Origin of the sequence: Pseudomonas sp. MBLB4136, assembly GCF_051904765.1 — a bacterium.
Taxonomy (GTDB): domain Bacteria; phylum Pseudomonadota; class Gammaproteobacteria; order Pseudomonadales; family Pseudomonadaceae; genus Aquipseudomonas.
Map to the genome: position 1 here is coordinate 549,114 of NZ_CP196713.1, position 26,359 is coordinate 575,472.

Sequence of the window (26,359 nt, forward strand, 5' to 3'; positions counted from 1 at the left end):
GAGGGGACAATGTTCCGGCGTTTCTTGGCTATCTTGTCTAGGAGCGTCAGGCCGGTTCACGAGAGCGATGGCGTCCATCCTGCGCTTGTCATCTGCGTCGAGAGGCGTGCGATCCGCCACTGCGACAAGCTTCATCCTTTACCCGAAAGGTATGGCGCGCCGATGACCGCGCGGCGCCCGCAGCCGATGCGCAGGCAAGATCGTCGGGCCGAGGCGGAGTTGCCAAGGTCCACCGGTATGGGCCGATCGAGAGATGTGCTGTTGGAGGCCGGTAAATGGCTTTATTTGGCAGTGATAGCCGCGCAGGGCCGCGTACGAACGGCAATCAGCACAGTTCGCGCTCGAAGAAATGGCACCTGATGTACTTCTTTCTCGCGGGCTTCGATGTCCTGGTCGTAGTGCTCGGCGTGCTCCTGAATCATCGGATTGTCGACACCTATCATCGTTCCATCCAGGCCAACCAGTCGTGGGTTCAGCAGCTGTCGAGCTATTCGACACTGGGCAGCTTCGCCTCTGCAGTCAACGCCCCGGGCAATAACGTATTCGATACCAGTGAGGTAGAAGCCGAATCCGGAAGGCTGCGCGAAGCGCTCGGGGTCTTCAACGAACACCTGGCCCTGGCCAGGACGCAACTGCAGGCACGGATGAATGAGCAAGCCGAGCACAGTGCCGATATCCAGGCCTACATCGTTGCCCTGACCGATGAGGTGGATGCCGTCGACCTGGCGATGGGCGAGATGGTCAACGAGGCTACGTTGATCTTTTCCTACTTCGAAGCCGGCGAGCCGGACAATGCCGGCAAGCGCATGGCCACCATGGACAGGAAGTACGCCGAGCTGCTTGCCTCACTCGCGACAGTGCGTGAGCGCGTCGGCCAGATTCAGGGCACGCTGCTGCAGGAAGAGCTGGAATCGGTAGAAACCCTGCGCAGGATCGAGTACGCGATCATGGCCTTTGTACTGGTGATGGTCAGTGCGGCCGTGGCTTACGGGCGCAAGATCAGGCGCGAAATGGAGGCCTACGCGGCGGAAAGGGAAGGCTATCTGGAGGAGTTGCGCGAGAGCGAAAAGCAGTTCCGCCAGCAGGCGTCGCTGCTGGATAAGGCCCAGGATGCCATCGTCGTTCACGGCATGGATCAATGCATTCTTTACTGGAACAAGAGCGCTGAGCGGCTCTACGGCTTGACCAGGGACGAGGCGCTCGGCAGGTCGGCCGGGGAATTGATCTATCAGGGCGAGCGCACCTGTCATGCCGCCCTCGATGGCCTGCTGGAGAACGGCGACTGGTCGGGTGAGGTCACCCTTGGCCGCCAGGATGGCAGCAACCTTACCCTGGAAAGCCGCGCAACGCTGGTGCGAGACGAGAGTGGCCAACCGCACTCGGTCCTGTCGATCAATACCGATATCACCCGACGCAAGACGACCGAGCAGGAGGTCAACCGACTGGCCTTCTACGACCAGTTGACCGGCCTGGCCAACAGGCGACTGATGCTGGACCGTCTGCAGCGCACGCTGGCGGGCAGCTCCCGCAGCCGGCATACGAGCGCGGTAATACTCATCGACCTGGACAACTTCAAGACGCTGAACGATACCCTGGGCCATGACCGGGGCGACCGGTTGCTGCAGCAGGTTGCACAGCGCCTGTGTGACTGTGTACGTGAGAGCGATACCGTCGCCCGCCTGGGGGGCGACGAGTTCGTGGTCTTGCTGGAGAGTCTCGATGAGGCCCCGTCCGAGGCGGCCGTCCAGGCGAAGGCGATAGGCGAGAAGATCCTCGGCGCGCTGAACATTTCCTATCAACTCGATGGTTACGAACACCACAGCACGCCCAGCGTCGGCGTTGCGCTGTTCCAGGGGCAGTTGAGCACGGCGGACGACATCATGAAACGCGCCGACCTGGCGATGTATCGCGCCAAGTCGGCGGGCCGCAACACCATGCGATTCTTCGACCCGGAAATGCAGGCGGTTGTCACGGCGCGCGCCCGGCTGGAAGCCGATTTGCGCCAGGGCTTGCAGAAGGCGGAGTTCTTCCTTCATTTCCAGCCGCAGTTGAGCAACGAGGGCCGCATCCTGGGGGCGGAGGCCCTCGTGCGCTGGCAGCATCCGGAACGTGGCAGCGTCTCGCCGGATGAGTTCATTTCGCTGGCGGAGGAAACCGGACTGATTCTGCCACTAGGGCGTTGGGTGCTGGAGGTGGCCTGCGCGCAGCTGGTGGCCTGGGCCGGGTATCCGGAAACCGCCGGGCTGACCCTGGCGGTAAATGTCAGCGCCCGGCAGTTCCACCATCCTGACTTCGTCACTGAAGTGCTCGCAGTACTGCAAGGCGCAGGCGCCGATCCACGGAAGCTGAAACTGGAGCTGACCGAAGGGCTGTTGATCGAGGATATGGAAAGCACCATCGCCAAAATGGTCGAACTGAAAGAGCGTGGCATCGGCCTGTCGCTGGACGATTTTGGTACCGGCTATTCGTCGCTGTCCTACCTGAAAAGCCTGCCGCTGGATGAACTCAAGATCGACCAGTCCTTCGTCAGGGACGTGCTGATCGACCCCAACGACGCTGCCATCGCCTGCGCTATCGTCAGCCTGAGTCAGAGCCTGGGGCTGGTAGTGATCGCCGAAGGTGTCGAGACAGAGGCGCAGCGTGCCTTTCTGGTCAATCATGGCTGCCGTGTCCACCAGGGTTACCTATTCTCCCGCCCGGTGCCCGCCGAACAGTTCATGGCTTTCGTGCGAGAAAGACTCATGGTCGAGAGTTGACCATGCGCGGCAAAACAGCCGACTGGCTCCAACTGATGGAGTGGGGAGTACCTGTCGGCGTAGAGCCGATAGACGCTGAGGCTCTGGCGGCTTTGTATTGGCTGGGATTCAGGCACAAAAAAAGACGTCCGTGGACGTCTTTAGATGTTGTAATGGTGGAGCCGGGGGGATTTGAATCCAAAGACACAATTCCCCAGCTCAAATCAGCGTTTCCGGCGCTTGGCCACAGAAAGCTGATTTGTAGGATTTCACTCAGTCGTTCAGCAGTATAGGAACCTTGAGCCTTCCGTCAAGAGCGCATCCAAATTGATTTACAGTTATAAAGGCGCCGCGAATGCGGAGAGGTTGTTCTGGGTTCAAATCCTTGCTGGGGAGTTGAACTGGCTGGATTGCTCAAGGCGTCATGCGGCAGACAGGGCAGCCAGTCCTGCCTAGCTGCCTGCTCAATCATCCGTAACATTCGGCGCTTTTCCAAAGGTATCCCAGCGTCCGACCAGTTCATCAACGCGGTCTGGAATACGTTCAGTTTTGCTCAGCACTAGGCAGCGTATTGAGCCAACGTATTCCTCGACTAGATAAAGGGAGTCGCCAACATTTACACCGAGTTCTTGGAGAGCCTCATCGGGAATGCGAATGGCGCCATCACCATCCCAATCCTCAATCACTACTTTCAGCGTTTTCATGTAAACACCTTGCTCCAATTTCGGCTTGCCAGTGACTGGCAGGCTTCTAGCGTACCGCCAAAGCATCTCCGAGAGACTGTCTGCATGCTGGCTTCAGTGACATAGGTGATGCCGTTGCCATTTTGGTCAATCAGCACGCCCCCTGCACCAATTAGCAACGCATGACCTGCAACCACATCGTGCGCCGAAACCGGCACAAGCGATACGCCTGCATCCCCATCACCTGCAGCGACTCGTGCCAACCGATAGGCGATGCTGGGCATCGCCACAAAGCAACCTGGTGAGCACAATTCAGAATTGATTTCGGGCTTGTCCGTTGCCGCAGTGCTGACCATAACTCTGCTGTCTTGATTCCATTCCTTTTGGGCGAGTGTCGCTTTAATGGGGCTCCCATTGCGAAGCACACATGGTGACCCTTTTGCCCATGCGACGCAGTCAGAATCACCATCAGGCAAAACAGGGGCATAGACCACGCCAAGCACCGGTTGGGCATCCTCAAGCAAGCCGACAGATATGGCAGAGCCTTTGTGGCCTTTCAGAAAGTCTGCAGTTCCATCATTGGGGTCAACAACCCAGCAATACCTGGCTCCTGTGAGCCTATGGCCTGTTTCCTCACCCCAGAAATCACAGTCGAGCAGCTGCAGTAACCGTGGCCTCAGCAGCGATTCAATTTCAACATCGACATCTGCTTTATCGCCTGAGCCGCGAGGCCCCTCTGGGCGCTGCCATTCAGTAATGAGCAGCAGGCCAGCGTCCTCGACTAGTTGGACGACCTGTGCAAGAAGGTTTTCGTAATCCATAGGGTTCAGCATTGAGTGTTCGCTTTCTGCCTGAGGGCGCGAATGGTTGGACGTGAACTCATCAGTTCCCATGGCGCGATTTCCAGAGGGTGAACTCGGATGGCCGTAATCCGTAACGCGCCAGCACCCCTTCGTGCAGCCGTCGGAGCTCTTCAACGATCAGGGCTTGTACTTCTGGCTGCTCAGTGTCTGAAACATGCTCTGCTACAGCGCGTTGAATGCAGGCCAGTGGATCAAGCTCCGGATGAGTGACGACCTCGCGAATGGTCGTTTTGATGAAGTCCCGCCAGGTCAGTCGAAGTGGGTCTGGTTCAGCAAGGTCTTGCTTGATTGCCAGGTACTCCTGCGTTGAACGTTCGTAGGCCCAGAGGTACAGGTCGCGAAGTAGCTCTACCCGGGTCATTTCGTAGACGCCTAATGTGGCGCGGCTATAGGCCTGTTCGGGCACATCCAGAAATGTCAGTGGGCATAGGTTGGCACGAAACAGTGGCAGGTTCGCTGCCAGTCTGGAGGTGCGCTTGTTGATGTCGGCAAAGGGCTGCAGGTAGGGCAGGTGCACCATCATGAAGAAGGACTGCTCGAACGGATCAGTAATCTGATTGGCCTTGTTGAGCAGAACCTCCAGGGTGTCCTCAATCTGCTGTGGTGTTGAGAGAGGGCGATAGGTGCTTTTCCCAATGTCGACGGCATGCTGCCGGATGCGGCCTTCGTCTGCAGGATTTGGAAGCAGGTTCTCGGCCAAGGCGCTGTGCAGGTTCATCAATGTGTAGCGGTTGAACTCTGCACTTTCGATGTTCTCGACCAACAGCTCGATTGCCGTTTTATGGTTCAAAATCATCTGTGTTTCGATAGCTGCTTTGCCTCGTGCGGCCTTGCCATGCTCAATGAGCTGTCGCGTATCGAGTCGCGAATAGGTGTTCCCTTCCAAGTGACTGGATGCCCACGACAAATCAATCAGCAAGCGATTTAGGACAGCACGGCTGTAGGTGCCTGCAGGCTCCACGGCATCTGTGGTTTTGCCCATTCTGTGCAGTTGGCGCTGCAAGGACTCTGGCAGGTAGCTCGTTACGTTCGGCTGGTAGGTGTCCAGAAAGTCGCGCTGGTAGCCAACGGGCTTGCGCGCTTCAGGTGGCTGGTTGATGTAAGTGAGTATGTCCCGACTGTCTGCCGACAGCGGTATAAAGGACGGAAAGCTATCAGTGTCCAAGGCGCTAGTTTCTGCCTGGACAGCTGTTCCGAAATAGCGCCGCGCTCTACCTTCACCTTGCGCTGAGATTTGACCGCTTTCTATCAGCTTTGCAATCAGCCGCTGTGCTGTTCTCCGAGCAATATCGGGGTGTCTGGCCAATAGCTCAGTCAGCGTCAATCCGTTCGCAGATGCCTGGATACTATTGAATATGTCTGTGGAGGAGGGCATGGCTGAGGTGGCGCCGTTTGGATGCAGTTGGCGCAATTCTGGCGCAGTTTTCAGAACTGCGCCATTTGGAATGACGAATTTGGCGCAGTTCCAGGTGATCTGCGCCATAGCGAGGGCTAAGGGATACTGAGCGAGGGCAGCAGTTCAGATGTGCTGGGGGCTCTGGATACTGGTGCGTCCATGACCGATGCACCTTTGTCGAGGCTCCGTTAGCACGGACACTTTCGAGTATGCACACGGCGAACTCGCGGTGCGCACGCTTGAGGCGAAATGCGATCCTCGTCTTGATCTGGTGCGAAACATCTCTGCTGGGGGGAGTGTCCCTTGCGTACGGCGCCAATGTGGAGCCCCGCTCTGTTCAGTTGTGCAGACAGAGCTCAACGATTTTTTGAAGGATCGAGGTCTTGGCCGATTCCCGGAGCTTCACTATGTCGAAGGTGAACGTAGAGAAGAACATCTCACCCAGCGGGTGGCTCAAGACGGGAACCTTCGCTCCGGAATCGTTCGTGATTACTACGTTGTAGACGAGGCTCTGCTTCGGGATGGTGTTGTTGGCTGCTTTGTTAGACGCAACAAAGAACCAGGCCCCTTCAGTACCGTTTTCCTGGATGAAGATGCTATGGCGCTGTTTCTGCCTGGTTGGCGTGAGGTAGTACGGGAGGGCAGATATTTGGATGCCAACCTCTCGTGACGGTGGTATGCCGTTGTCCTGACGCTCTTGGTTGTCGAACAGGGTGTTCCCGATGATCGAGGGTATCCGGTCGGTTCTGTATGCGTTTAGCCAGGCGTTAGTTTCTTTGTCGCGGATCAGGAACGCCCCATCCCAAATGACATCGAAGGGCTTCGCATCGCCTTTACCGAGAGTGGTACTGAGCTTCTTGAATTCGTAGTTGAATTCCCCCTTGGAGGCCTCGTCGTATCGGCGCGATTGCTCAATTTTGATTGTCTCGCCGGCAACGGATACATCCAGAACCTGGATATAGACGTTCTCCTTCCAGTCTCTCCGACAACTCATCAGCTCTAGGGACATTGTGGGCAGCGTTGCTTCGCTGATGGTTACGGCTTTGTCCTTATGGATTGCCTCTTTCAGGGCCAGCTCCTGCAAGGACTTTTCGACTGCCGCCTCAGATGGAAGCTTGCTGGCGACTACGTTGAACCCCTGGCAGATGCTACCGATAGACTGGGCGAAGCGATGTAGTTTCACCGACGTGTAGTAGTCGAACTCTGCTGTGGGATTGCGTTGCTTGGCAGCAAGAGCCTGCCAGAAGGAGTTGAAGGACTCGTCGATGGAGGTTTCAAAGATGCTGGATCCGTTCTTGCTCCCCCCAACGGTTTTGACCTTCTCACTAAGAACCAGATAGTTCGTTGTGCCCACATTCAGTTGCGTGGGGTCTGGAAGGGAGTCGGCGGCCAGCACTTTTGATGCTCCAAACCTGTCGACGAGCTCGCTGATGAAGCCAAGTCGGGCCTCATCACTTGAATAGCTCGTGACAGTGTCGAGCAGCCAAAGTGGGTTGGACATGGTCGGAAGTCCTTCCAGGAAGGCTTTGACCTGGTGAGTGGCTTCGTACACGACAGGGATAAACTCAACCCCTGACAGATTCAGTAAGCGCTCGATTCGATTGATACAGTCGGTTTGATGGTAGTTGATGCTGTTGTCATAGCGATCGCAGGCCTTGGCATTTTCATTGTTCGTGGCGAAGGCCATGTAGTTGCGATCACTGTTCGTTGTCGCGCTGAGCCGGCGGGTGCGCTCGAATCGCTTCCCGGCCCAGTCGAACATGAGCTCGCCGCTGTCTGTGATCGATCGGCTGATGGCGTCCTGTGTGGTGGAGCATTCCATGACCACTCGATTGAGCTTAATGGCGAGCTCCTGTTCTTTGGAGAAGAACAGGTCGTACGCCAGTGCATCGAAGACAAATTTTCCGTCCTTGGATGTGCGGCTCAGCATCAGTCCAATGTACAGGTCAGCATTGAATTCGACCGGGGCAATTTCATAGTGCTTGTCCACGTCCATGAGGAACGAAAGTTTGAGTTTCAGGTCCAGCAGGGCCTGAATCGCGTAGAGAGGATTCAGCGAATGCTCAGCGATGACCTCGCGAACCTGACCAGGCTCTGGGGGCAGGGCGCTCAGATATAGGAAACCGAAAACCCCCTTTCTCGCGTTGAATTTGCTGTAGTGCACTTTGGTTAGGGCAGAAAGGCCAAGCTTCTTGCGGATGAAGTCTTTGATGGTCGCATCAACGCGCTGGTAGTACCTCTCGGTCCTCTCGTCAGAGTTACGGGTTACCTCAACCACGGCCGCCTGAATATGCCCAACCCCTTCGGTGCGGGCCGACAAGCGATCAATGATGGTCTCCAGGTCGCCAGGTAGCTTCAGCATGTTGGTGCGGGCCTTGGCGGCTGCTCCTGGTTCCAGGACGTTGAAAAGGGTCATTCCGCGCTCCTTAGCAGCTGTTCCAGAGTAGGGTTGATCATCAAGCGGTCATCGACTTTAAAGATGCGATTCTTGTCCTTGGTAGGGACGTAGCTAGTGATCGTCTTGAAAGCGTTTAGGAAGTGGATTGACTCCCCGAAATTAAACTCGCGCTCGGCATTTAGATCGTTGTGGTTGGGTTGCGTGTTGACATAGAGGAAGCGTGGGGTCAGGTTCAGTGCTCCACACAGCTCATACATGTCCTGCCTTTTTTTCTCCGCTCTGCGAAGGGTTTTGAGAGATTGCTCGTGGTTGTCCAGGGTGCCCGACCACCGCTTCACGTCGATGCAGATGATGGTGTCATCAACGTGGATATAGCTGTCGTAGTACTCGTACACCGCAGGCCCTAGAAGATCGATCAACTGATCCAGGTTCAGTGGTTTGATCCCCAGTGCGGAGAGCACCTTCGAGAAAATGAATTCCCCCACGTTCCCCTTCAGGAGCGGGATGAGGGCCGGGTTAGGTAGGTGTACATCAACCCCATCGCTGGCCATGTTGCACGCTAGATTAACGATGCCAGGCCCTGAGTCAGTGTCTTTGCCGTCTGTGCGCACGTAGTCAGGAACCAGCCATTTCGCGGGCTGATAGACAGCTTGCCCATGAAGCAGGTCGGTGAGGTGGTAGAAGCTTTCCGATGTTGTGCAGACGGTGACTCGATCTGTTACTTGCCTCGGAAGGTAAAAGGCACTAATGACTTCTTGGTAGTAGTTGGAGGCCTTTACAAGAGGAGAGGCCAGGAGCTTGCGGACGTACTTTTCAGGGGCGGTGATGCTATCTGGTGACCTGAGCAGCTCATTGAGCTCGATGGCATCCCGATTACCTTCACGCGCGCTGCTGAGAATCTTGTTTCGGAATGCCCCGCTGAAGAAGTTTTCGATGTCGTCAGCAGCGGCGGCTACGTTGGCGGTGAACTGCTCGCGTTCCACTTCGGATGGGAAGCAGCGTCTCTCCGCTTGTTCAAGGCAGAACTGCATGAGCCTGTGATTCAGTAGCGAAAGGCTGTTGATGAGAAGGTCGTTACCTTCACGGCGAAGCCGGCTATACCTCACCACCAAGTCGTCGATGACGTCACTCGGTAGGAAGATTTCGGTGTGGAGATAGCTATCCCGTCTTTCAACGCGACCTACAGCCTGGATGATGGCCTTGAGCACTGCTAGATCATGCTCGTGGTTCAGGATGCGGCGATTCTTGGGCTGCATCAGGTTTGAGTCGAACTCAGACAAACGAACAGCCTCGTTCTCCCCGGATGAGATGTGTTTCAGCAGGAGAATATGGTTTTTGACGGTGTTGAGGCCGGTGTCCTTCTCGCGGATCGCGCTGTAGAAGGGGGTATTGACCAGCACCAGACGGTCGAAGTCTTGGTGGAAGTTGTCCTCGCTTCGCTCAATGAACAGATTGAGGCCGGTACCAGCGCTGCCGTATGCGGAGATCAGGCAAATGCGAGTATCTGCATCAACCTTAAGGTACTCGTCGATGTTGACCTCTTTAGCCAGCTGGGAGCTGAAGAGGATGACCCTGATCCTAGTTTTGTCCTCAAAAGGTTTCAGCTCGAAAATCTTGTCTTGGTGCTTGCGCCGAAAACCCTTCAAGCGACCCTCAAGGCCCTGTGCCAACAGGGTTCTAAAAAGATCTGCAAAACGGTTGTTCAGGGAGAGAATGAAGGTGTTCTTTCCATCCCAGGCGGCCATGAGCATGGCCTCGATCTGCCGGCGGTAGGCTGACATTCGATACTTGCTTTCACGGTAGCCCTGAGGAAGCAGGGCGTTTGACCAGAATTTGTATGCACTCTGGAAGGCAGGGTCGCTGCGCAAACCGCTGATGTCATCTGCAGAGGTGTTGTGGAAGGGCCTGACTTGCATCGTTCTGGCTTTGGCGCGGGCCTCACGGAGGTCTTCCATTGCACTTACGTCCGCTACAGACCGCTGAATTACTCGTACACCAAGGTTATCGCCAAGCGCTTCCCCATAGCGGCTCAGCATTTTCCTGGAGAAGTTCCCTGAGTAGGAGTCCTTGAAGCCCGTTGTTGCGCTCAGGCACATCGCGCTGTTCTGTGTTCCATGCAGGATACGAAGCAGTTTGACCTCAGGTAGTTCCAGGATCAGGTCGAGGTGGAAGTCGACAAAAATACGGTTCTTCACCGCGTCATTTCCGAAGGGAATCTTGTCCACCTTGACCAGTGAAAACACGATTTTGGGAGCGAAGAAGGTGAAGAACGCATCTACGAAAATCTCGGCGTCCTTAGCGCGGTCGAAGATGGATGCGACATAGGAGCTATGCTGACGAGCCTTCGTGATGAACTCAGAAAGTGGGGCGTTCTGACTGGCATCCTCGCCCAGCGCCAGCAAATGTCTTAGCGAGCTGTTTTGAGGGATCTTGGAGCAGGCGTACAGGGCACAAAGCATGACTTGCAAGAAGTCGTGCAAAGTTGGGTCTGTGCTGGGGCCACCATCATTGAAGGACAGGCGGATCTCGCTCTTGCCGCAGACAGACCGCATTCGAATACGCTTGAGGGCATCCTCGTTGTAGAAGCGCCTTGGCGTCATGCTGAAGATGTTGCGTGACAAAGCGAGGATCTGCTCGACATCACGGTTGTCGATGGTGATGTGTCCGACATTCCCGGAACACATTTGCAGAATGGAGTCCAGGCTGACGCTGGTTTCGCAGTCCTCATCGTAATGCCGGCGGAGATCATTCATCAGCTCGACAGCTTCGTTGAACGCGATGGGCTCCTCCTCGTCAGGGCCATCCGTTGCCGAAATCATTTCCATCAGGCGGTGGAGGCCGGCAATAACATGAGGGGGCTTGACCTTCTCGCTGATCAGCTTCTTCTTACCGTCCTCAAAAATCCGGTCGTAGCTGTCGTGCTCCTCGTCGATGACGAGGTTGAAGGTGATTCCGTTCAGCTGGAAATAGTTGGCCTCGTCGGGGAGGAAGAAGTCACTCTTCAGGTACGCAATTTGCTCATCATGGCTCAGGCTGCAGGCTGCCCCAATCGGGGCGGCGGCGTCCTCATCCGCATCGGTTGGGCCGCGCTTAGCTCCGAGAATTTCGTCAAAGCCCAGCTTCTTGATATTGGGTTCTTTCTTGTTGTCTAAATATCCGATGAACGCGCGTTTCAGGAATCGGGCGGTGGTGGCAACGAAGATGGTAGGTCCCACCTTGGCCCGCTCGAACGGTAGAACGTGATCGATGATTTGGATCTTGGCCCGATCACGGTCGTCATTGGCACGCTGAAAGCGCTCGTGGGTGGTCTGGAACTCAAAACCAACCTTCTCCCGGATTACCGCCTTGGCCAAGTCTTGCAACGCATAGAGCAGGCGGCTTTTAGCGGCATCAATCCGACGCTCAAGATCAGCTTCTCGCAGGTAGTCGGTGACCCCCGACTTCAGGAATCGAGTCTGCTCCGCCTCAGTGATCTTGAGTCCACTAATAGCGCTACTCAGTTCGCCAATAGTCTCGCGGTAGTACTCAGTTTTGAGAACTCTAGTCCAGCCGACGTATAGATCTTCATTGCAAATACCCGATACCCAGCCGACAAAGTTGAGGTCGGATAAATCCTGCTCCGCCAGGAAACTGAGGATACTGACACCCCGAGCAGCTGCCTTCTCCTGAGTTGCCTTGGAGACGTCTATCTGTGCCTTGTGCGGGGTGATAAAGAACAGGTTGCGGTGGCCACCACGTTCGCCACGCACTGCCGCGTGCTCGATGAACTGGTCGAACACGTTGTAGGACTTCCCGAAGCCAGTGCCGTCGTTGGCGAAACTTACCGAAGGATTAGGCTTGGCGTGCCCATTGAAAAACGGCGCCAGCCTGGCCCGGTGCGAATTTATCTCGTCGCTAAGCGCAGCACTGACCGCCCCCTCCTGCGCAGAAGGGATGCCGGCGAACAGGTCGCCATTTTGCAGCGGTGGAGTCTCTGGGGGGCGGCTACCACCCTTGGTGTCTCTAAGTTTCTTCTGCATGGCGGCAATCCTTTGCTTGTCGAGGCAGCTGATGTTGCTCCCCAAAAACGGATTGATGGTTATTCATCTATTCAAGATGAACCGGTGTCCATCCTCAGCCAACCACTGGGTAGTTGGCATCGCCCCATAAGGTGTCCGGGCTGTCCAGCATGATCTGGATGATCAAGGGCACCAGTTTTCCTAGCAGGTTGCAGCAGTCTCGTAGCTGATCCCTGTTCACCCTGCCATTCCAGGTTGCTCCACCATGAATGAGCTGGTTTCGCAGGGTGTAGATGCGGTTGAACATCACGCCAAGTACAGCAGGCGTGTTGCGGTTGGCCAGCGCCATAGCCGCTGCTTTTTTTCCATTGGCGAAGCGCTCTTTCCACTGTTCTTCGCTGATCTTTCCGCTTTGATGCTCCCAGAAACTTTGGAAAACATACGGGTTGTCCAGTAGTACCCGGATGCTGCCGGGGAACTCCGACCAGACGAGCTTCTCGATGCTGTTGTTGCGATCAAGAGAGCACAGTTTTTCGAGAAAGGCTTTGAAGGTTTCCTGCTCGGATAATCGCTGCTGCTCGTCGATGTCGGTGGCGTAGGCAGCGTTGAAAGCGATCCACAGAAAAATGAATCGACCATCAGTGTCTTCGGCTTGTTCTGCTCGGTTCAGCCAACTGAGTGCTCGGTGTAGTCGTAGGCTGAGATTGGGATGCTGTTGGTCGCGCTCTTGGCGGTGACGTTCCTTCAAGGCCTGGTAGTGCATGCGATAGCTCCCTGTGATTATGGCCACACCATATCAAGGCTTCTGCCTGCTCGCAGCAGAGCTTTTAGGTCTTAACAGTTGCACTTCAGAGCCAGAGCGTATCGAGGAACCCTATGTTACCTGCCAGGCAGCGTTTTCTGAGGTGAACAGTGGCTCGATGGCGTCTAAATGGGACATGAACTCGTCCAGTAGCGCCTGGTCATCTTTGCAGATCGCATGAGGCCCAATTCGCAAGTGACTTGTGGTCAGTTGATTGGCTGGCCTTAATGCCACTAGGCGCCGAGCGTTGCGGCAGCATCTTTGACGTTGTTTCATGGGCTGCCTCCGAGCGATGCCGCTTCGGTAGTGGCTAATGGGTGTGAGTGCGCTAGATCAAGCTCATCAATGGCTGAAACTCAGGAGTTTAAGGCCATAGCCTGAATAGTTGAGACTCACCCAGCCGGTGGTGACAAAGTCCAATTCGAGGCTTCGCTCCAGCGTATCCACGATGTCGACGTAATCTCCGATACATGTGTTGATGCCACCTTCAATAATCAGGATTTCACCATCTGAGCGGCTTGGATCTGTTGCATTTGCCGACGCCAGCAGAGCATTCACCGCTGCGCTAGGTGTAGCCCCCCAACCAACACTCACTGTGGCAATGCAGTCAACACGTGGCTGCCACATAAAGTAGCTTTCCCAGTCCAGCTCTAAGAACCAGCACATTTCGCGAGAGAGGTAGAGGCTTGCCCAAAACTCTACCAGGTCACTTTCTGACCTCCAGCGATAGGCGCGAAATTCATACTGTAGTCTTGTATCGCTTTGCTCTAGCAGATGGATGTGCACGATGCTGCCTAGGCTCGCCAGAAGCTCCTGTGGTAGCGGGCAGGTGGGGCCGCCATGAATCCAATGGGCCTCATTAAATAGCCGCAGTGGTCGCCATGCCTGATCCAACCCGTAAGCCGTAAAGCGCTGCCTTGTCGGGCTGGATAGGTGCTTGTGCATGGCTCCTTCAACAAGCCCCATAAACCGGTCAGCCTCCGCTTGTGTAGCGGCGATAAGCCCAACTTCGTAAGTATCCAGGAGGGGCGCTTCTTGAGCTGCCATCTGGTCGAGCGCAGCTTTGGGGCTTTCGAGACTTTCTCCCTGGTTGAACAGGTAGTAGAGGTAGTCTCGAAGTCCCGATTTGCCAAAGCGTGGCTTGAGCACCTTTAGCGCACCTGCACGGGAGCGTTGGCACATTTGTAGCCCGGGTATTGAGCTTCGGCTGTGACGCGAGCCATTTCGGAGTTCACGGCTTGGACCGTGATCGTAAAGTTGGCGCGTGGCCCGGCATTGGATGTTACACGCTGGAGGAAAGCTGAATAGGTCTTCATCACGGAGTCTCCAAGGTCAGATGACAGGGGGCAGCGTGCTACTGGTATGCGACAGCCTGTGTCGCATTTAGTTTTTTTCGTACAGGGCTGCCATTCGTTTTGCAGATGTAGCCATCTGCTCTCTTAGCTCGATTGGCTCAAGCACCGCCAAGTGCTCGCCCTGACTGAGTAACCACAGGTCAAGGCCTTGGCTCAGTGGCAGGCAGCCGGTCATCAGCCACCAGCCATCAGCGGTGGGCTGTAGCTGCTGATCGGAGGTCAGTGCGTTTTCGCTCAAACGTTCATAAAGCGTCTGTGAAATGCGCAGCTTCAGCTGGACGGGAAATTCAGATTTCTGACTAATCAGGCTCCGTTTGGCTTCGAACGAGTTGATATCGAAATCACCGGGGGCTTCAAGGTTTTCCCAGGTAGCTTCAGCTGTTTGAAAACGATGCAGCGGGAGTGCGGCAACCGCATTTTTACCTTTGATAATGCACAAGAGGTAGATATTCGAGTCTTGATAGGAGAGTCCCAGAGGCTTTAGGTGCATTTGGCGTGGCTCGCTGGCTCCACGCTTCAGATAGAGCGCCTTGATTGATGCATCAACCAGCAGAGCCTGCTGAATAACCTCTAGCACCTCTGGCTTGACCTGGCCGGGCTCCAGGACTACGAAACGGGTGTTGCTGATGACTTTGCCTGAGCAGTCTTGGCTGGGGCGGTTTCCTTTCAACAGAGATATCGCGTAATCCCGAAGGGGTGCCAGGTCTGCTACCTGCACCGCCATTCCGAATTTAGCCGCGTGATCCATGATCATGACGAGGTTCATTGCATCTGTTGGCAGCATGCTGAGTCGCGACAGCGACTTTTCTGCCCACCACAACTTGGCTTTGCCCTTGGGCCTGCTGCGCACATGGGGGAATTTCTGTTCTAGCTCGCTCAGGTCACGCTGAATGGTGCGCTTATCAACCAGGACACCTTGGTTGGCTACTCGTTGGTGAATGGCGTTGCTATCGAGAGCGCTTTCCTTGCTCGGGAGAAGGCCAAGAATGAGCTCATGGCGAAGCAGCTGTTCCACACTTCCGTCCTTGTTCGCGTGCGACATAGGCTGTCGCATGGCTGTTGAAAATGGTCAGACATGATCATCGATGGGGCAGCAGCATGAGCAAATCTGCAGACGTCTTCAATCTTATGGACAACCTTCTTCCTCGGGCTGAATACGTCGAGCTAGCTGAGCCTGACGAGCTGCAACGCCTTTATGCTGGAATCGGTATGCCGTCGCTGAGAGCGATGGAACTGAGCGGGCAGGCGGGTGTTACCTATCACGAGATCAGGGCAGCCAATCCGCTTCTTGGATTGGTTGATCCGGTCAGGATTCGAAATCGCTATGTGGAGCTGCGTGAGCAGGCTCTGTTGGGCGATGCGGATGCGCTCAATGATCTTGGTTGGTGGTGGCTCAACGGTTTGCGGCTGAAGCCAAATCCTGCGCTTGCCAGGCGGTTGTTCAAGATTGCTGCAGTAATGGGCTCCTCCGAGGCGTTATTCAACCTCGCCGAGCAGGCCTTTTACGGCAAGGGGCTGGCAGTGAATCCTGGTTTGGCCATCGACTATTACGAGCAGGCGCTTGAGTCTGGGATTGTCTGTGCTGCAGAGGCATTGGGTAGCCTTTATGAGCGCGGGGATGAAGGCGTTATTGCTGATCATGGCAAGGCAATAAGCTGGTATAAGCGCGGTGCGGCGGAACACGACCTGATGGCGTGTTTCTCGCTGGGGCGGTTGGCACTGGATGAGTCATCACCGGAGCATGATCCTGCGCTTGGCTTGTACTGGTTGCAGTGGGCGGCAATGAAGGGGCAGGTGCTGGCAAGTGAACGGCTTGCCGATTTTTACTTCAGTACCTTTGAGTCTCCGCCGGACCCAGATGGACTGCTGTATCGCTTCTGGAGGGACTTGGCGGTCAAGCAGGGGAGTTCTTGGGCAAAGGAAAAATATGCTTTGGATAGTGCTATTTTGCCGCCGTGAAAATCTCTTAATGTACTTCGAAGAAATTTCAAGGTTCTGGTGGGCAACGATGTCGCCAGTCGCCTCATCCGATGACAAACTGTTTTTTGAGCTTATCGCTTCTTCGGGAATCTATAGTCTGTTGCTGATTTAGGGGGCAGGGAACATGCAGGACATTTTCCAAATTGAGAAGCAAACACTGATCGACCGGCAGCAGTCATATATTCGCTCATATCCACATCTGCTGGCATGGCTGAGCAGCAAGGCAATTCTAGATGCTCAGGACCTTGTTTGTGTCGCGCATATGGTGTATGGCTGGATGCCGACCGTTTTGGATATTTATCCTAGCGAGTCTTTCTCAATTCAAGATGGTGTTGCGCTGCTCAACAAGGCGCGCAAGCTAGGGGTGCTTGACTTGAAGGAAGTGGCTCAGCTTGCAGGCTTGGTCAATAATTCTGTGGTAGGTGCGTCCAAGCTATTGCACTTCGTGAATCCAGAGGCCTTTGCGATTTGGGACTCTAGGATTTACCAATTTATTTACTCCCCCAAAAGCAAAAAGGTTCATAACTATCAGGTCAACAAAGCAGCTGGATACGACAGTTATCTGATGCTACTCCAGCAGCTTCGGAATGACCCTCGCTTCCCAGACTTTCACGCCTCGATCAACCGAAAAATGGGTTACGAGGTATCTACATTGCGGGCTCTTGAGGTCGTGATGTTTTTGAATGCGAAGGCAAAGCGCCTTGATTCGATTGATCAGTTGGTTTGTGAAGCCTCCTAGCCGTTGGTTCAGGCCAACGACGTGCACATAGTCATCCGTGAAATAGCTTGTGCGACACGGGATGTCGCATCGGCTGGTTAATCTTTGCCCAGCCTTGCCATAGGGACATTTGCTAATGCAGAAGCTTCAACCTGGTTTCGTTGTTATCCATGGTAATCACCTTGAGGAGCTGCGAGCGCTTGCAGTGCAGTGGATGCACAGCCACCCGCTGCGACCACTGGAGAACGAAGTGCTGCTGGTGCAGAGCAACGGTATCGCCCAGTGGCTGAAACTGGCGCTGGCTGAAGACCCGCACAACGGCGGTTGCGGCATTGCCGCGGCGCTGGATGTCCAGTTGCCGGCGCGCTTTCTGTGGCAGGTGTATCGCGGGGTGCTGGGGGCGCAGACCACGCCGCAGTCCTCGCCGTTGGACAAGGCCGCGCTGAGCTGGCGGCTGATGCGCCTGCTGCCCAGCTTGCTAAATAACCCGGCTTTCACAAGCCTGCAGCGCTTTCTGGAGAAGGACGATGAACAGCGCAAGCTGCACCAACTGTGCGAGCGGCTGGCGGACTTGTTCGACCAATACCAGGTATACCGCGCCGATTGGCTGGAAGACTGGGCTGCCGGGCGGGATCAACTGCGACACATCAAGGGCACTCCGCAGCCCTTGGATGCGCCGAACCTGTGGCAGGCGCAGCTATGGCGCGAGGTGCTGGCCGACGTTGGCGAGGGCGCGCTTGAACAAAGCCGCGCAGGGGTTCACAAACGCTTCGTCGTTCACCTGCGCAGAGCTGACCAAGCGCCCAAGGGGCTGCCGCGCAGGGTTGTGGTGTTCGGCATTTCCTCGATGCCTGCGCAGGTGCTCGAAGCCCTGAAAGAGCTTTCCCGCTACAGCCAAGTGCTGCTGTGCGTGCACAACCCTTGCCGGCACCACTGGGGCGATATCGTCGCCGACAAAGATTTGCTGGCGCACCACTACCGTCGCCAACCCGCCCGTGATGTTGCCGCAGCTGCGAACGAGCACGGCCAACCCTTGCTCGCCGCCTGGGGCAAACAGGGGCGAGACTACATCAATCTGCTCGACCACCACGATGAGCCCGGTAGTTATCGTCACCTGCTCGACGGTCTCAACGGCGGGCGTATCGACCTGTTTACCGAGCCAGATACGGCAACCCTGCTGGGCCAGTTGCAAAGCGACATTCTCGAACTGCGCCCGCTGCCGGAAACCCGCGAAGCCTGGGGGCCGGTAGACGCTAGCGCCGACCGCTCGCTGCGTTTTCACGTGGTGCACAGCATGCAGCGCGAAGTGGAGGTGCTGCACGACCAACTGCTCGCCCGCTTCAGCGCCGACAAGCAGTTGAGCCCCCGGGATGTGATCGTGATGGTGCCGGACATCAACGCCTACACCCCTCACATTGAGGCTGTGTTCGGCCAGGTGCCAAGGAACGACCCGCGCTACCTGCCGTTTACCGTGGCCGACCAAGGCCAGCGCAGCCGCCAGCCGCTGCTGATCGCCCTGGAACACCTGCTCAAGCTGCCCCACAGCCGCTTCGCTGCCAGCGACATTCTCGACCTGCTAGACGTACCGGCCTTGCGTACACGTTTTGCGATCAACGAAGCCGACGTACCCACCCTGCAACGCTGGATCGACGGTGCCGGTGTGCGCTGGGGGCTCGATGCCGAGCAGCGCGAAAGCCTGGGCATGCCGGCGGGCCTTGAGCAGAACACCTGGCGCTTTGGCATGCGGCGCATGCTGCTGGGCTACGCCGCTGGGCGAGCGCCACAGCTGAACGGCATCGAACCCTACGACGAAGTGTCGGGGCTGGAGGCGGCCCTGGCCGGGCCGCTGCTGACCTTGCTCGACCACTTGGAAGTGGCCCTTCACGAGCTCCAGCAACCGGCCACGCCGGTGCAATGGGCCGAGCGCCTGCAAGCCTTGTTGAAGGTGTTCTTCCGCCCGGTGAGCGACGCCGAGGAACTGCTGGTCAACCAATTGCTCAAGCTGCTCGAAGGTTGGTTGCGCACCTGCGAGGTGGCGCAGTTCGCGCAGCCATTGCCACTGAGCGTGGTGCACGAGGCCTGGCTCAGCGGTATCGAAGATGGCGGCCTGTCGCAGCGCTTCCTGGCTGGCGCGGTGAACTTCTGCACCCTGATGCCGATGCGGGCGATTCCGTTCAAGGTGGTGTGCCTGCTGGGCATGAACGATGGCGATTACCCGCGCCAGCAATCGCCGGTCGATTTCGACCTGATGCGCAACGACTACCGCCCTGGCGACCGCTCGCGACGTGAAGATGACCGCTACCTGTTGCTGGAGGCCTTGCTATCGGCCCGCAAGCAGCTGTATGTGAGCTGGGTGGGCCGCAACATCCGCGACAACAGCGAGCGCGTGCCCTCGGTGCTGATCGGCCAGTTGCGCGACCACCTGGCCAGCGGCTGGCGCTCGGCCAGCGGCCAGCCACTGCTGCCAGCGCTGACCCAGGAGCACCCGCTGCAACCCTTCAGCGCCGCCTACTTCGCCAACGAGCCGGGGCCTGATGGCTTGTTCACCTACTCCAGCGAGTGGCGCGAGGTGCATGATCAACACACCTCGCCGCCAGCAGGCGAACGCCTGTCTGCGCTGGTGCAGGACACGCCGTTGAGCCTGCGGCAACTTTCCGAGTTCGTGCGCGACCCGGTGGGCGCCTTCTTCAGCCAGCGGTTGAAGGTCAACTTCGACGACGACGAGTTGGTCAACCGCGATGACGAGGCCTTCCAGCTCGATGGCCTGGAAAACTGGCAGCACCAGGACAGGCTCACCCAGGCGCTCAAGCGCTGGGTCGAGGAGGCTTACGACCCCGAACAGGCCGTGACCGAACTGGACCTGCAAGTGCAACGGCTGCAACGCGAGGGCGCCTTGCCGCTCGGCGGCTTCGGCACCTTGAGTGCCTCGGCACTGGTGGAACCGATGCCGGGCCTGCTGGCGCGCTACCACGCCCAACTGCAAGCCTGGCCTGAGCTTGAAGAGGGCCAGAGCGCCGCAACCATCGAAGCCACTGGCGAACTTCCTGCCCTCAAGGACTGGCTGGGTGGCATTCGCCGCAACCCGCAGGGTGAGCGAGCCTACCTGCAACTGGACAGCAAGAAACTGTGCAGCGACGACAGCCTGCGTTGGCAACACCTGGTGCGGCCTTGGTTGCGTCACCTGGCGTTGCAGTTGAACGGGCCTGCCTGCACGACCATTCTGGTGGGCTTGAATGGCGATGTGGTGTTTCGGCCAGTGCCTGAACACCAGGCTCGGGAGCAGTTGAAAGCGCAGCTCCAGGCCTGGGTGGCGGGCATGCAAGAGCCACTGCCGGTGGCCTGCGAAAGTGCCTTTGCCTGGTTGGCAGCGGGTGGGGAAAACAGCGAAAGCAGCGATTTGGCCTACGACAAAGCGCGCGATATCTACCAAGGCGGCTACATGAAAAAGGGTGAAGTGGAACGCTCGTTCGCCCAACGGCGTGCCTACGCCGACTTCGACCAACTGTGCGCGAGCGGCCAGTTCGCGGCCTGGGCCAAGCACCTGTATGGCGGCTTATTCGGCCACTTCACCTCGACCGACGCAGGGAGCGACCAATGACAGCGGTAAACCTCAATCCCCTCGATTTTCCCCTGCATGGCAGCCGCTTGATCGAGGCAAGTGCTGGCACCGGCAAAACCTTCACCATCGCCTTGCTGTATGTGCGGCTGGTACTGGGCCATGGCGGCGCCGCTGCGTTCAAGGAGGCGCTGACACCGCCGAAAATTCTGGTAGTGACCTTCACCGACGCCGCTACCCAAGAGCTGCGCGACCGCATTCGCGCACGCTTGAACGAGGCTGCCCAGTGCTTCCAGGCGGCGGAATCGTCCCATGACCCGCTGCTGGTGAAACTGCGTGACGAGTACCCCGCCGACCAGTGGCCGGCCTGTGCTCGCCGGTTGCAGTTGGCCAGCGAGTGGATGGACGAAGCGGCGGTTTCAACCATTCATGGCTGGTGCTACCGGATGCTCCGCGAGCACGCCTTTGACAGCGGCAGCTTGTTTACCCAGACACTGGAAACCGACCAGCGCGAGTTGCTCGATGAAGTGGTCAGGGACTACTGGCGCCGGCAGTTCTATGGCTTGCCGCCCGCGCTTGCCAAGGTGGTGACGGATAGCTTGAAAAGCCCGACCGAGCTACGCGAAGCGCTGACGCCGCTGCTGTCGCGTACCGATGCCGAGTTTCAGCAGGCGGGGACGTCGATCACAGCGCCCGCGCAACTGGATGCCTTGCTGCAGGAGCCTGCTGACTGGGCTGTGAAATGTGCTGAGCTTGAAGCGAAGGCAAGGGCCGCCTGGGCTCAGGGAGTCGCGCAGGTGGAGCAGTTGCTGCTTGACGCTTGTAGCGTGCTGAACGGCAAGTCCTACCCCACCAAAAGCCCCGAAGCCTTTAGGCAAATGCTTGACGATATCGCCGCCTGGAGCCAAGGAGGCGAAGCCAGTAGCCACGTTCGCAAGTGCGGGCAGACCCGCTTCAAGCTGAACAAAGGCGGTGCCATCGCCCCGGACGCTGCGTTCCAGGCTATCGACGCCTGGGTCGACCATGAAGAGTCGAAGCAGGACATCCGCGCGCAGTTGCTGCTGCATGCACTGCGTGAAGTGCAGGACGCCTTCGAGGAAGAAAAGCTGCGCCGGGCGCAGATCGGCTTCGACGATTTGCTCAACCGCCTCGGTCGTGCGCTGCAAGGCTCTTCCGGGAAGAGCCTGGCGCAGACCATTCGCCAGCAGTACCCGGTGGCCTTGATCGACGAGTTCCAGGACACCGACCCGGTTCAGTACGACATCTTCGACACCATCTACCGCATTGGCGAAAACCTGGCCGACTGCGGCCTGTTCATGATTGGCGACCCGAAACAGGCGATCTATTCCTTCCGCGGCGCCGACATCTACACCTACCTCAAGGCGCGTGAGGCTACCAAGGGCCGGCATTACACCCTGGGCACCAACTACCGCTCCACCCAAGCGATGGTCGATGCCGCCAACCACTGTTTCAAATTCGCCGAGGCCCACCCCCGCGCAGCGTTCCGTTTTGCCGAGGAGGGGAAGGAGAATCCGGTGCCGTTTGACGGCGTCGATGCCAAAGGCCGCAGCGATGTGCTGGAGATCGAAGGTAAGAAGCAGAAGGCCCTGACCCTCTGGCAGTTGCAAACCAACGGCGTCATCAACAACGCCACGTACCTGCGCGAGGCCTCCGAGGTGTGCGCCTCGGCGATTCAGGCCTGGCTCGCCCGCAGTTCAGACAAGCCCTCGGGCCTGCGCAGCAGCGATGGCCAACTCACTGAACTCAAGCCCGCCGATATCGCCATTCTGGTACGCAGCCGCAAGGAAGCCGAAGCCATTCGCAAGGCCCTTGCGCGTCGCAAACTGGCCAGCGTTTATCTGTCTGACCGAGACTCGGTGTTCGAAAGCGAAGAAGCCACAGACCTGCTGTGCATCCTGCGGGCCTGCGCTCAGCCCACCAGCGACCGCTTGCTGCGTGCGGCATTGGCCACCCGCAGCGTGGGCATTTCCTGGCAGGACCTGGAACAGTTGAACCAGAACGAGCTGTACTGGGAAGCGCATGTGCAATGGTTCCGCGACTTCCGCGTGCTGTGGCAGCAACAAGGCGTGTTGCCCATGCTGCGCAGGCTGCTTGCTACGTTCAAGGTGCCGGCCCGTTTGCTGGCTGAAGAACAGGGCGAACGCCGCCTGACCAACCTGCTGCACCTGGCCGAATGGCTGCAGCGCAGCGCCGCCGAACTCGACGGCGAGCATGCGCTGATTCGCCACCTGGCCGAGCAGATCGAGGAGCAGAGCGAGGAAGAAATTCTGCGCCTAGAGAGCGACTCGGACCTGATCAAGGTGGTGACCGTGCACAAGTCCAAGGGCCTGGAGTACCCCTTGGTGATGTTGCCGTTCGCGTGCAGCGCCAGGGCTGTGGATGGCCGCAGCAAGGCGCCGCCGATGTTCCATGAACAACAGGATGAGCAGTACAGCCTGGTGCTTGAACTGGCCAAGGGCGACCTGGCAAAGCCTGCGCAGAAACGCGCCGAGGATGAGCGCATGGGCGAGGAAATGCGCCTGCTGTATGTCGCCCTGACCCGCGCCCGCTACGCCACCTGGATCTGCGTTGCGCCCCAGGGCTTCAAGACCGGGGGCTCGTCGATAGACCTGCACAAGTCGGGCTTGGGTTACTTGCTGGCAGGCGAAGGCACGGTTGCGCCTGAGCGGTTGGCTGAAGTGGTGGAAGCCGTCGCGAAGGGCTGCAACGACATCGCAGTGTGCAAGGCACCTGCACGAACCGAGAGTGTCCATGTGGCGCCAACGCGCCCGACGGTAAGCGAGGCCTTGCGCCCATTGCACTCGCTGGCGGCGAACTGGTGGATCGCCAGCTACTCCGTCTTGGCAATCGCCGACGACCGTGCGCGGATGGGCGCCGAGTCGCCGGTTGCGCCTGAGCCTGCCACTGCACTGGAAGCCAACCTGCAAGAGCAGGACGACGAGCAGAACCCGCCTGCCGGCGTTGGTATTCACGCCTTCCCCCGAGGGGCTGGGCCAGGCACCTTCCTGCACGGGTTGTTCGAGTGGGCCGGCGATGAGGGCTTCGGCAATGCTGCCAGCGACGAGCAAGCCCTGCACGACGCCGTGGCGCGGCGCTGCAACCTGCGCGGCTGGGAGCGTTGGATCGAGCCGCTGTCGGCCTGGCTGAGCCACTACCTCAAGGCATCTCTGCGCTTCAACGGCACCCAGTGCACGCTCGCGGCCTTGAGCACCTATCAGGTCGAGATGGAGTTCTGGTTCTCCAGCCGCAACGTGAACGTCGAGCGCCTCGATGCCCTGGTGCGTGAACACACCCTCGGCGGTACGCCGCGACCGATACTGGCGCCCAACCAGTTGAACGGCATGTTCAAAGGTTTCATCGACCTGACCTTCGAGCACGAGGGCCGCTACTACGTGGCGGACTACAAATCCAACTGGCTGGGCAGCACCGACAGCGCCTATGCCGCCGAGGCCATGGCCGAAACCATGCTGGATAAACGCTACGACCTGCAGCTGTGTCTGTACCTGCTGGCCCTGCATCGCCAGCTCAAGCTGCGCCTGCCCGGCTACGACTACGAGCAGCACATGGGCGGGGCGTTGTACCTGTTCATCCGTGGGCACCAGGCGCCCACCCATGGCCTGCATTTCGAGCGCCCACCGCGGCAACTGATCGAGCAGCTTGACCAACTCTTCATGGGGCAATACGCGGAGGCCAGCGCATGAGCCAGACCCTCAAGCAACTGAGCAGCAGCCAGGGCAATACCGAGCAGGTGGCAGTGTTCATTGGCACCGCCAGCAACAGCGAGCTCTTGCAGCAACTCGATACCTGGGTGGCGCGTGGCTGGCTGCGTGCGCTGGATCGTGCGTTGGCGAAGTTCATTCTCGAACAAGACCCTCAAACCCATGCAAGTGTGCTGCTGGCCGCCGCGATGACCAGCCACCAACTGGGCCGTGGCCACGCCTGCCTGGACCTGGCCGCCACCCTGGCCGCGCCGGATTTCGTGCTGTCGTTGCCACCTGAAGGCGAGGAGGGCAGCACGCTGCCGTCGCAATGGTTGCACGGCCTGGACGCTACGCAGTGGCGCCAGGCGCTGGCCGCCAGCGCGCTGGTCGAGGACCGTGACGCCCGCCAGGACGCCCCCGAGCGGCCCTTGGTGCTGGCGGGGCAGCGCCTGTACTTGCGTCGCTACTGGAACTACGAGTGCAGCATCGCCCAAGCCTTGAGCGCCCGCTTGAGCGTGACACCCGTCACGCCGGACAACCTCGCCAGCCGCCTCGAAGAACTGTTCCCCGCCCGCTCCGAAGCCGAGTGCGCGCAAGGCAGTAACTGGCAGAAAATTGCCTGCGCGCTGGCGGCCCGGGGCTACTTCAGCGTCATCACCGGCGGCCCGGGCACCGGCAAGACCACCTCTGTGGTGCGCCTGCTGGGCCTGCTGCAAACCCCGGCGGTCGAGAGCGGCAAGCCGCTGCGTATTCGTCTGGCGGCGCCGACGGGCAAGGCGGCGGCGCGGTTGTCCGAATCCATTGGCAAGGAGGTTCGGGCGTTGCCGGTGAGTGACGCGGTACGCGCCGAGATACCGACGGATGTGTCCACCTTGCACCGCTTGCTGGGCAGCCGACCGAACTCGCGCAACTTCATTCACCAGCGCGACAAACCGCTGGAGCTGGATGTGCTGGTGGTCGACGAGGCCTCCATGATCGACCTGGAGATGATGGCCTGCGTGCTTGATGCCTTGCCCCAGGCGGCGCGCTTGATTCTACTGGGCGACAAGGACCAGTTGGCTTCGGTGGAGGCCGGTTCGGTGATGGGCGACTTGTGCCGCGAGGCTGAAAAGGGCGACTACAACGCGCAAACTGCCCAGTGGCTGATTACCCATAGCGGTGAGGCGCTGCTCGACCCTGAGTTGCAGATGGCCGAAGGCGCTGGTGCCCCGCTGGCGCAGCAGACCGTGATGTTGCGCCGCTCGTGGCGTTTCGACCCGCAGAAGGGTATCGGGCGCCTGGCCAAGCTGATCAACAAAAAGCAGGCTGCTGAAGCACGACATGTGCTCGAACAGCCCTCGGAGCAGCTTTTCAACCTGCTGGTGCGTGGCGAGCAGGATGCCGCGCTTAGCGACCTGGCCATCGATGGCAACCGCAATGCGCCCGGCTACCGGCATTACCTGGAGCAACTGCGCGACCTGCGCCCTGCGACTGATACACAGTGGGATAGCGAGCTATGGGCTGGCTGGGCGGGCAAGGTGTTGTCTGCATTCGACCAGTTCCGCCTGCTCTGCGCATTGCGCCGGGGGCCTTGGGGCGTGGAGGGGTTGAACCAGCGCGTGGCCACGCAGTTGCGTCGGCGCGGTTTGCTGGACAGCGACCACGGCTGGTACGAAGGACGGCCGGTGCTGGTGACGCGCAATGACTACAGCTTGAACCTGATGAATGGCGATATCGGCATTGCGCTATGGGTGCCGGGGCCGGACGGTGCGCTGGCCCTGCGCGTGGCCTTCCCACGCAACGACGGCAGTGGCAGCGTGCGTTTCGTGATGCCGAGCCGGTTGGTGGAGGTGGAAACGGTGTTCGCTATGACGGTGCACAAATCCCAGGGTTCGGAGTTCAACCACACCGCGCTTGTGTTGCCCGATGCGCTGAACCCAGTGTTGACTAAGGAGCTGCTGTACACCGCCATCACACGCGCCAGGGAGTGGTTCAGCCTGGCTGAGACTCACCCGGGGGTGTTCGAAGGCGCGGTGGGTCGCAACGTGCAGCGCACCAGCGGCTTGGCGTTGCAACTGCACGAGGCGCTGGCTCAACGAGTAGGGCATGCAGGATCACTGACATCAGTAGTGGGCGGGATAATGTAGATATCGAGCTTGCTCCATAACGCTTTG

At 58.3% G+C, this 26,359-nt stretch carries 14 protein-coding genes; 6 read left to right on the forward strand and 8 right to left on the reverse strand.

The annotated features are described in order from the left end of the window. The first annotated feature begins 359 nt into the window (after nt 1-359). On the forward strand, nt 360-2,756 hold the full coding sequence (locus ACSX1D_RS02495; protein WP_439860832.1) for a putative bifunctional diguanylate cyclase/phosphodiesterase: 2,397 nt from the start codon (nt 360-362) through the stop codon (nt 2,754-2,756). A gap of 443 nt (nt 2,757-3,199) precedes the next feature. Here the strand turns inward: ACSX1D_RS02495 and ACSX1D_RS02500 are convergent, their stop codons facing one another. The 8 genes from ACSX1D_RS02500 to ACSX1D_RS02535 form a co-directional block, all read right to left on the reverse strand. Next, nucleotides 3,200-3,439: an AbrB/MazE/SpoVT family DNA-binding domain-containing protein gene (locus tag ACSX1D_RS02500; protein WP_439860833.1), complete on the reverse strand. Its 240-nt coding sequence runs from the start codon at nt 3,437-3,439 to the stop codon at nt 3,200-3,202. Continuing rightward, a complete protein-coding gene (locus tag ACSX1D_RS02505; protein ID WP_439862257.1) occupies nt 3,436-4,239 on the reverse strand; it encodes an inositol monophosphatase family protein in 804 nt (267 codons plus the stop codon). Before ACSX1D_RS02505 ends, ACSX1D_RS02500 begins: the two co-directional genes overlap by 4 nt. A gap of 61 nt (nt 4,240-4,300) precedes the next feature. Then, nucleotides 4,301-5,764 carry a Fic family protein gene (locus ACSX1D_RS02510; RefSeq protein WP_439860834.1) on the reverse strand — a complete coding sequence of 488 codons (1,464 nt, stop codon included), beginning with the start codon at nt 5,762-5,764 and terminating at the stop codon, nt 4,301-4,303. Between the two features lie 250 nt (nt 5,765-6,014). Beyond that, complete coding sequence (locus ACSX1D_RS02515; protein WP_439860835.1) at nt 6,015-8,093, reverse strand: hypothetical protein; 2,079 nt, start codon at nt 8,091-8,093, stop codon at nt 6,015-6,017. Continuing rightward, complete coding sequence (locus ACSX1D_RS02520) at nt 8,090-12,094, reverse strand: hypothetical protein (RefSeq protein ID WP_439860836.1); 4,005 nt, start codon at nt 12,092-12,094, stop codon at nt 8,090-8,092. Before ACSX1D_RS02520 ends, ACSX1D_RS02515 begins: the two co-directional genes overlap by 4 nt. 94 nt (nt 12,095-12,188) lie before the next feature. Next, the gene (locus tag ACSX1D_RS02525; protein ID WP_439860837.1) at nt 12,189-12,836 is read right to left on the reverse strand and encodes a hypothetical protein; all 648 of its coding nucleotides are present in this window, start codon (nt 12,834-12,836) and stop codon (nt 12,189-12,191) included. Nucleotides 12,837-13,217: 381 nt separating this feature from the next. Continuing rightward, on the reverse strand, nt 13,218-14,024 hold the full coding sequence (locus ACSX1D_RS02530; RefSeq protein WP_439860838.1) for a hypothetical protein: 807 nt from the start codon (nt 14,022-14,024) through the stop codon (nt 13,218-13,220). A 234-nt stretch (nt 14,025-14,258) separates the two neighbouring features. Further along, entirely contained in the window at nt 14,259-15,245 is a 987-nt protein-coding gene (locus tag ACSX1D_RS02535) for a helix-turn-helix transcriptional regulator (RefSeq protein ID WP_439860839.1), read from the reverse strand. Nucleotides 15,246-15,328: 83 nt separating this feature from the next. Between ACSX1D_RS02535 and ACSX1D_RS02540 the strand changes: the two genes are divergently transcribed. The 5 genes from ACSX1D_RS02540 to recD all read left to right on the forward strand — a co-directional run bounded on the left by ACSX1D_RS02540 (nt 15,329) and on the right by recD (nt 26,332). Continuing rightward, on the forward strand, nt 15,329-16,189 hold the full coding sequence (locus ACSX1D_RS02540; protein ID WP_439860840.1) for a tetratricopeptide repeat protein: 861 nt from the start codon (nt 15,329-15,331) through the stop codon (nt 16,187-16,189). A gap of 145 nt (nt 16,190-16,334) precedes the next feature. Further along, nucleotides 16,335-16,949 (forward strand): hypothetical protein, encoded by a 615-nt coding sequence (locus ACSX1D_RS02545; RefSeq protein ID WP_439860841.1) that lies wholly within the window; start codon nt 16,335-16,337, stop codon nt 16,947-16,949. A 115-nt stretch (nt 16,950-17,064) separates the two neighbouring features. Further along, the gene (gene recC, locus ACSX1D_RS02550; RefSeq protein ID WP_439860842.1) at nt 17,065-20,526 is read left to right on the forward strand and encodes an exodeoxyribonuclease V subunit gamma; all 3,462 of its coding nucleotides are present in this window, start codon (nt 17,065-17,067) and stop codon (nt 20,524-20,526) included. After that, nucleotides 20,523-24,206, forward strand: a complete 3,684-nt coding sequence (recB, locus tag ACSX1D_RS02555) for an exodeoxyribonuclease V subunit beta (RefSeq protein WP_439860843.1) — start codon at nt 20,523-20,525, stop codon at nt 24,204-24,206. The genes recC and recB overlap by 4 nt, the downstream gene beginning before the upstream one ends. Continuing rightward, the gene (gene recD, locus ACSX1D_RS02560) at nt 24,203-26,332 is read left to right on the forward strand and encodes an exodeoxyribonuclease V subunit alpha (protein WP_439860844.1); all 2,130 of its coding nucleotides are present in this window, start codon (nt 24,203-24,205) and stop codon (nt 26,330-26,332) included. Before recB ends, recD begins: the two co-directional genes overlap by 4 nt. Nucleotides 26,333-26,359 lie beyond the last annotated feature (27 nt).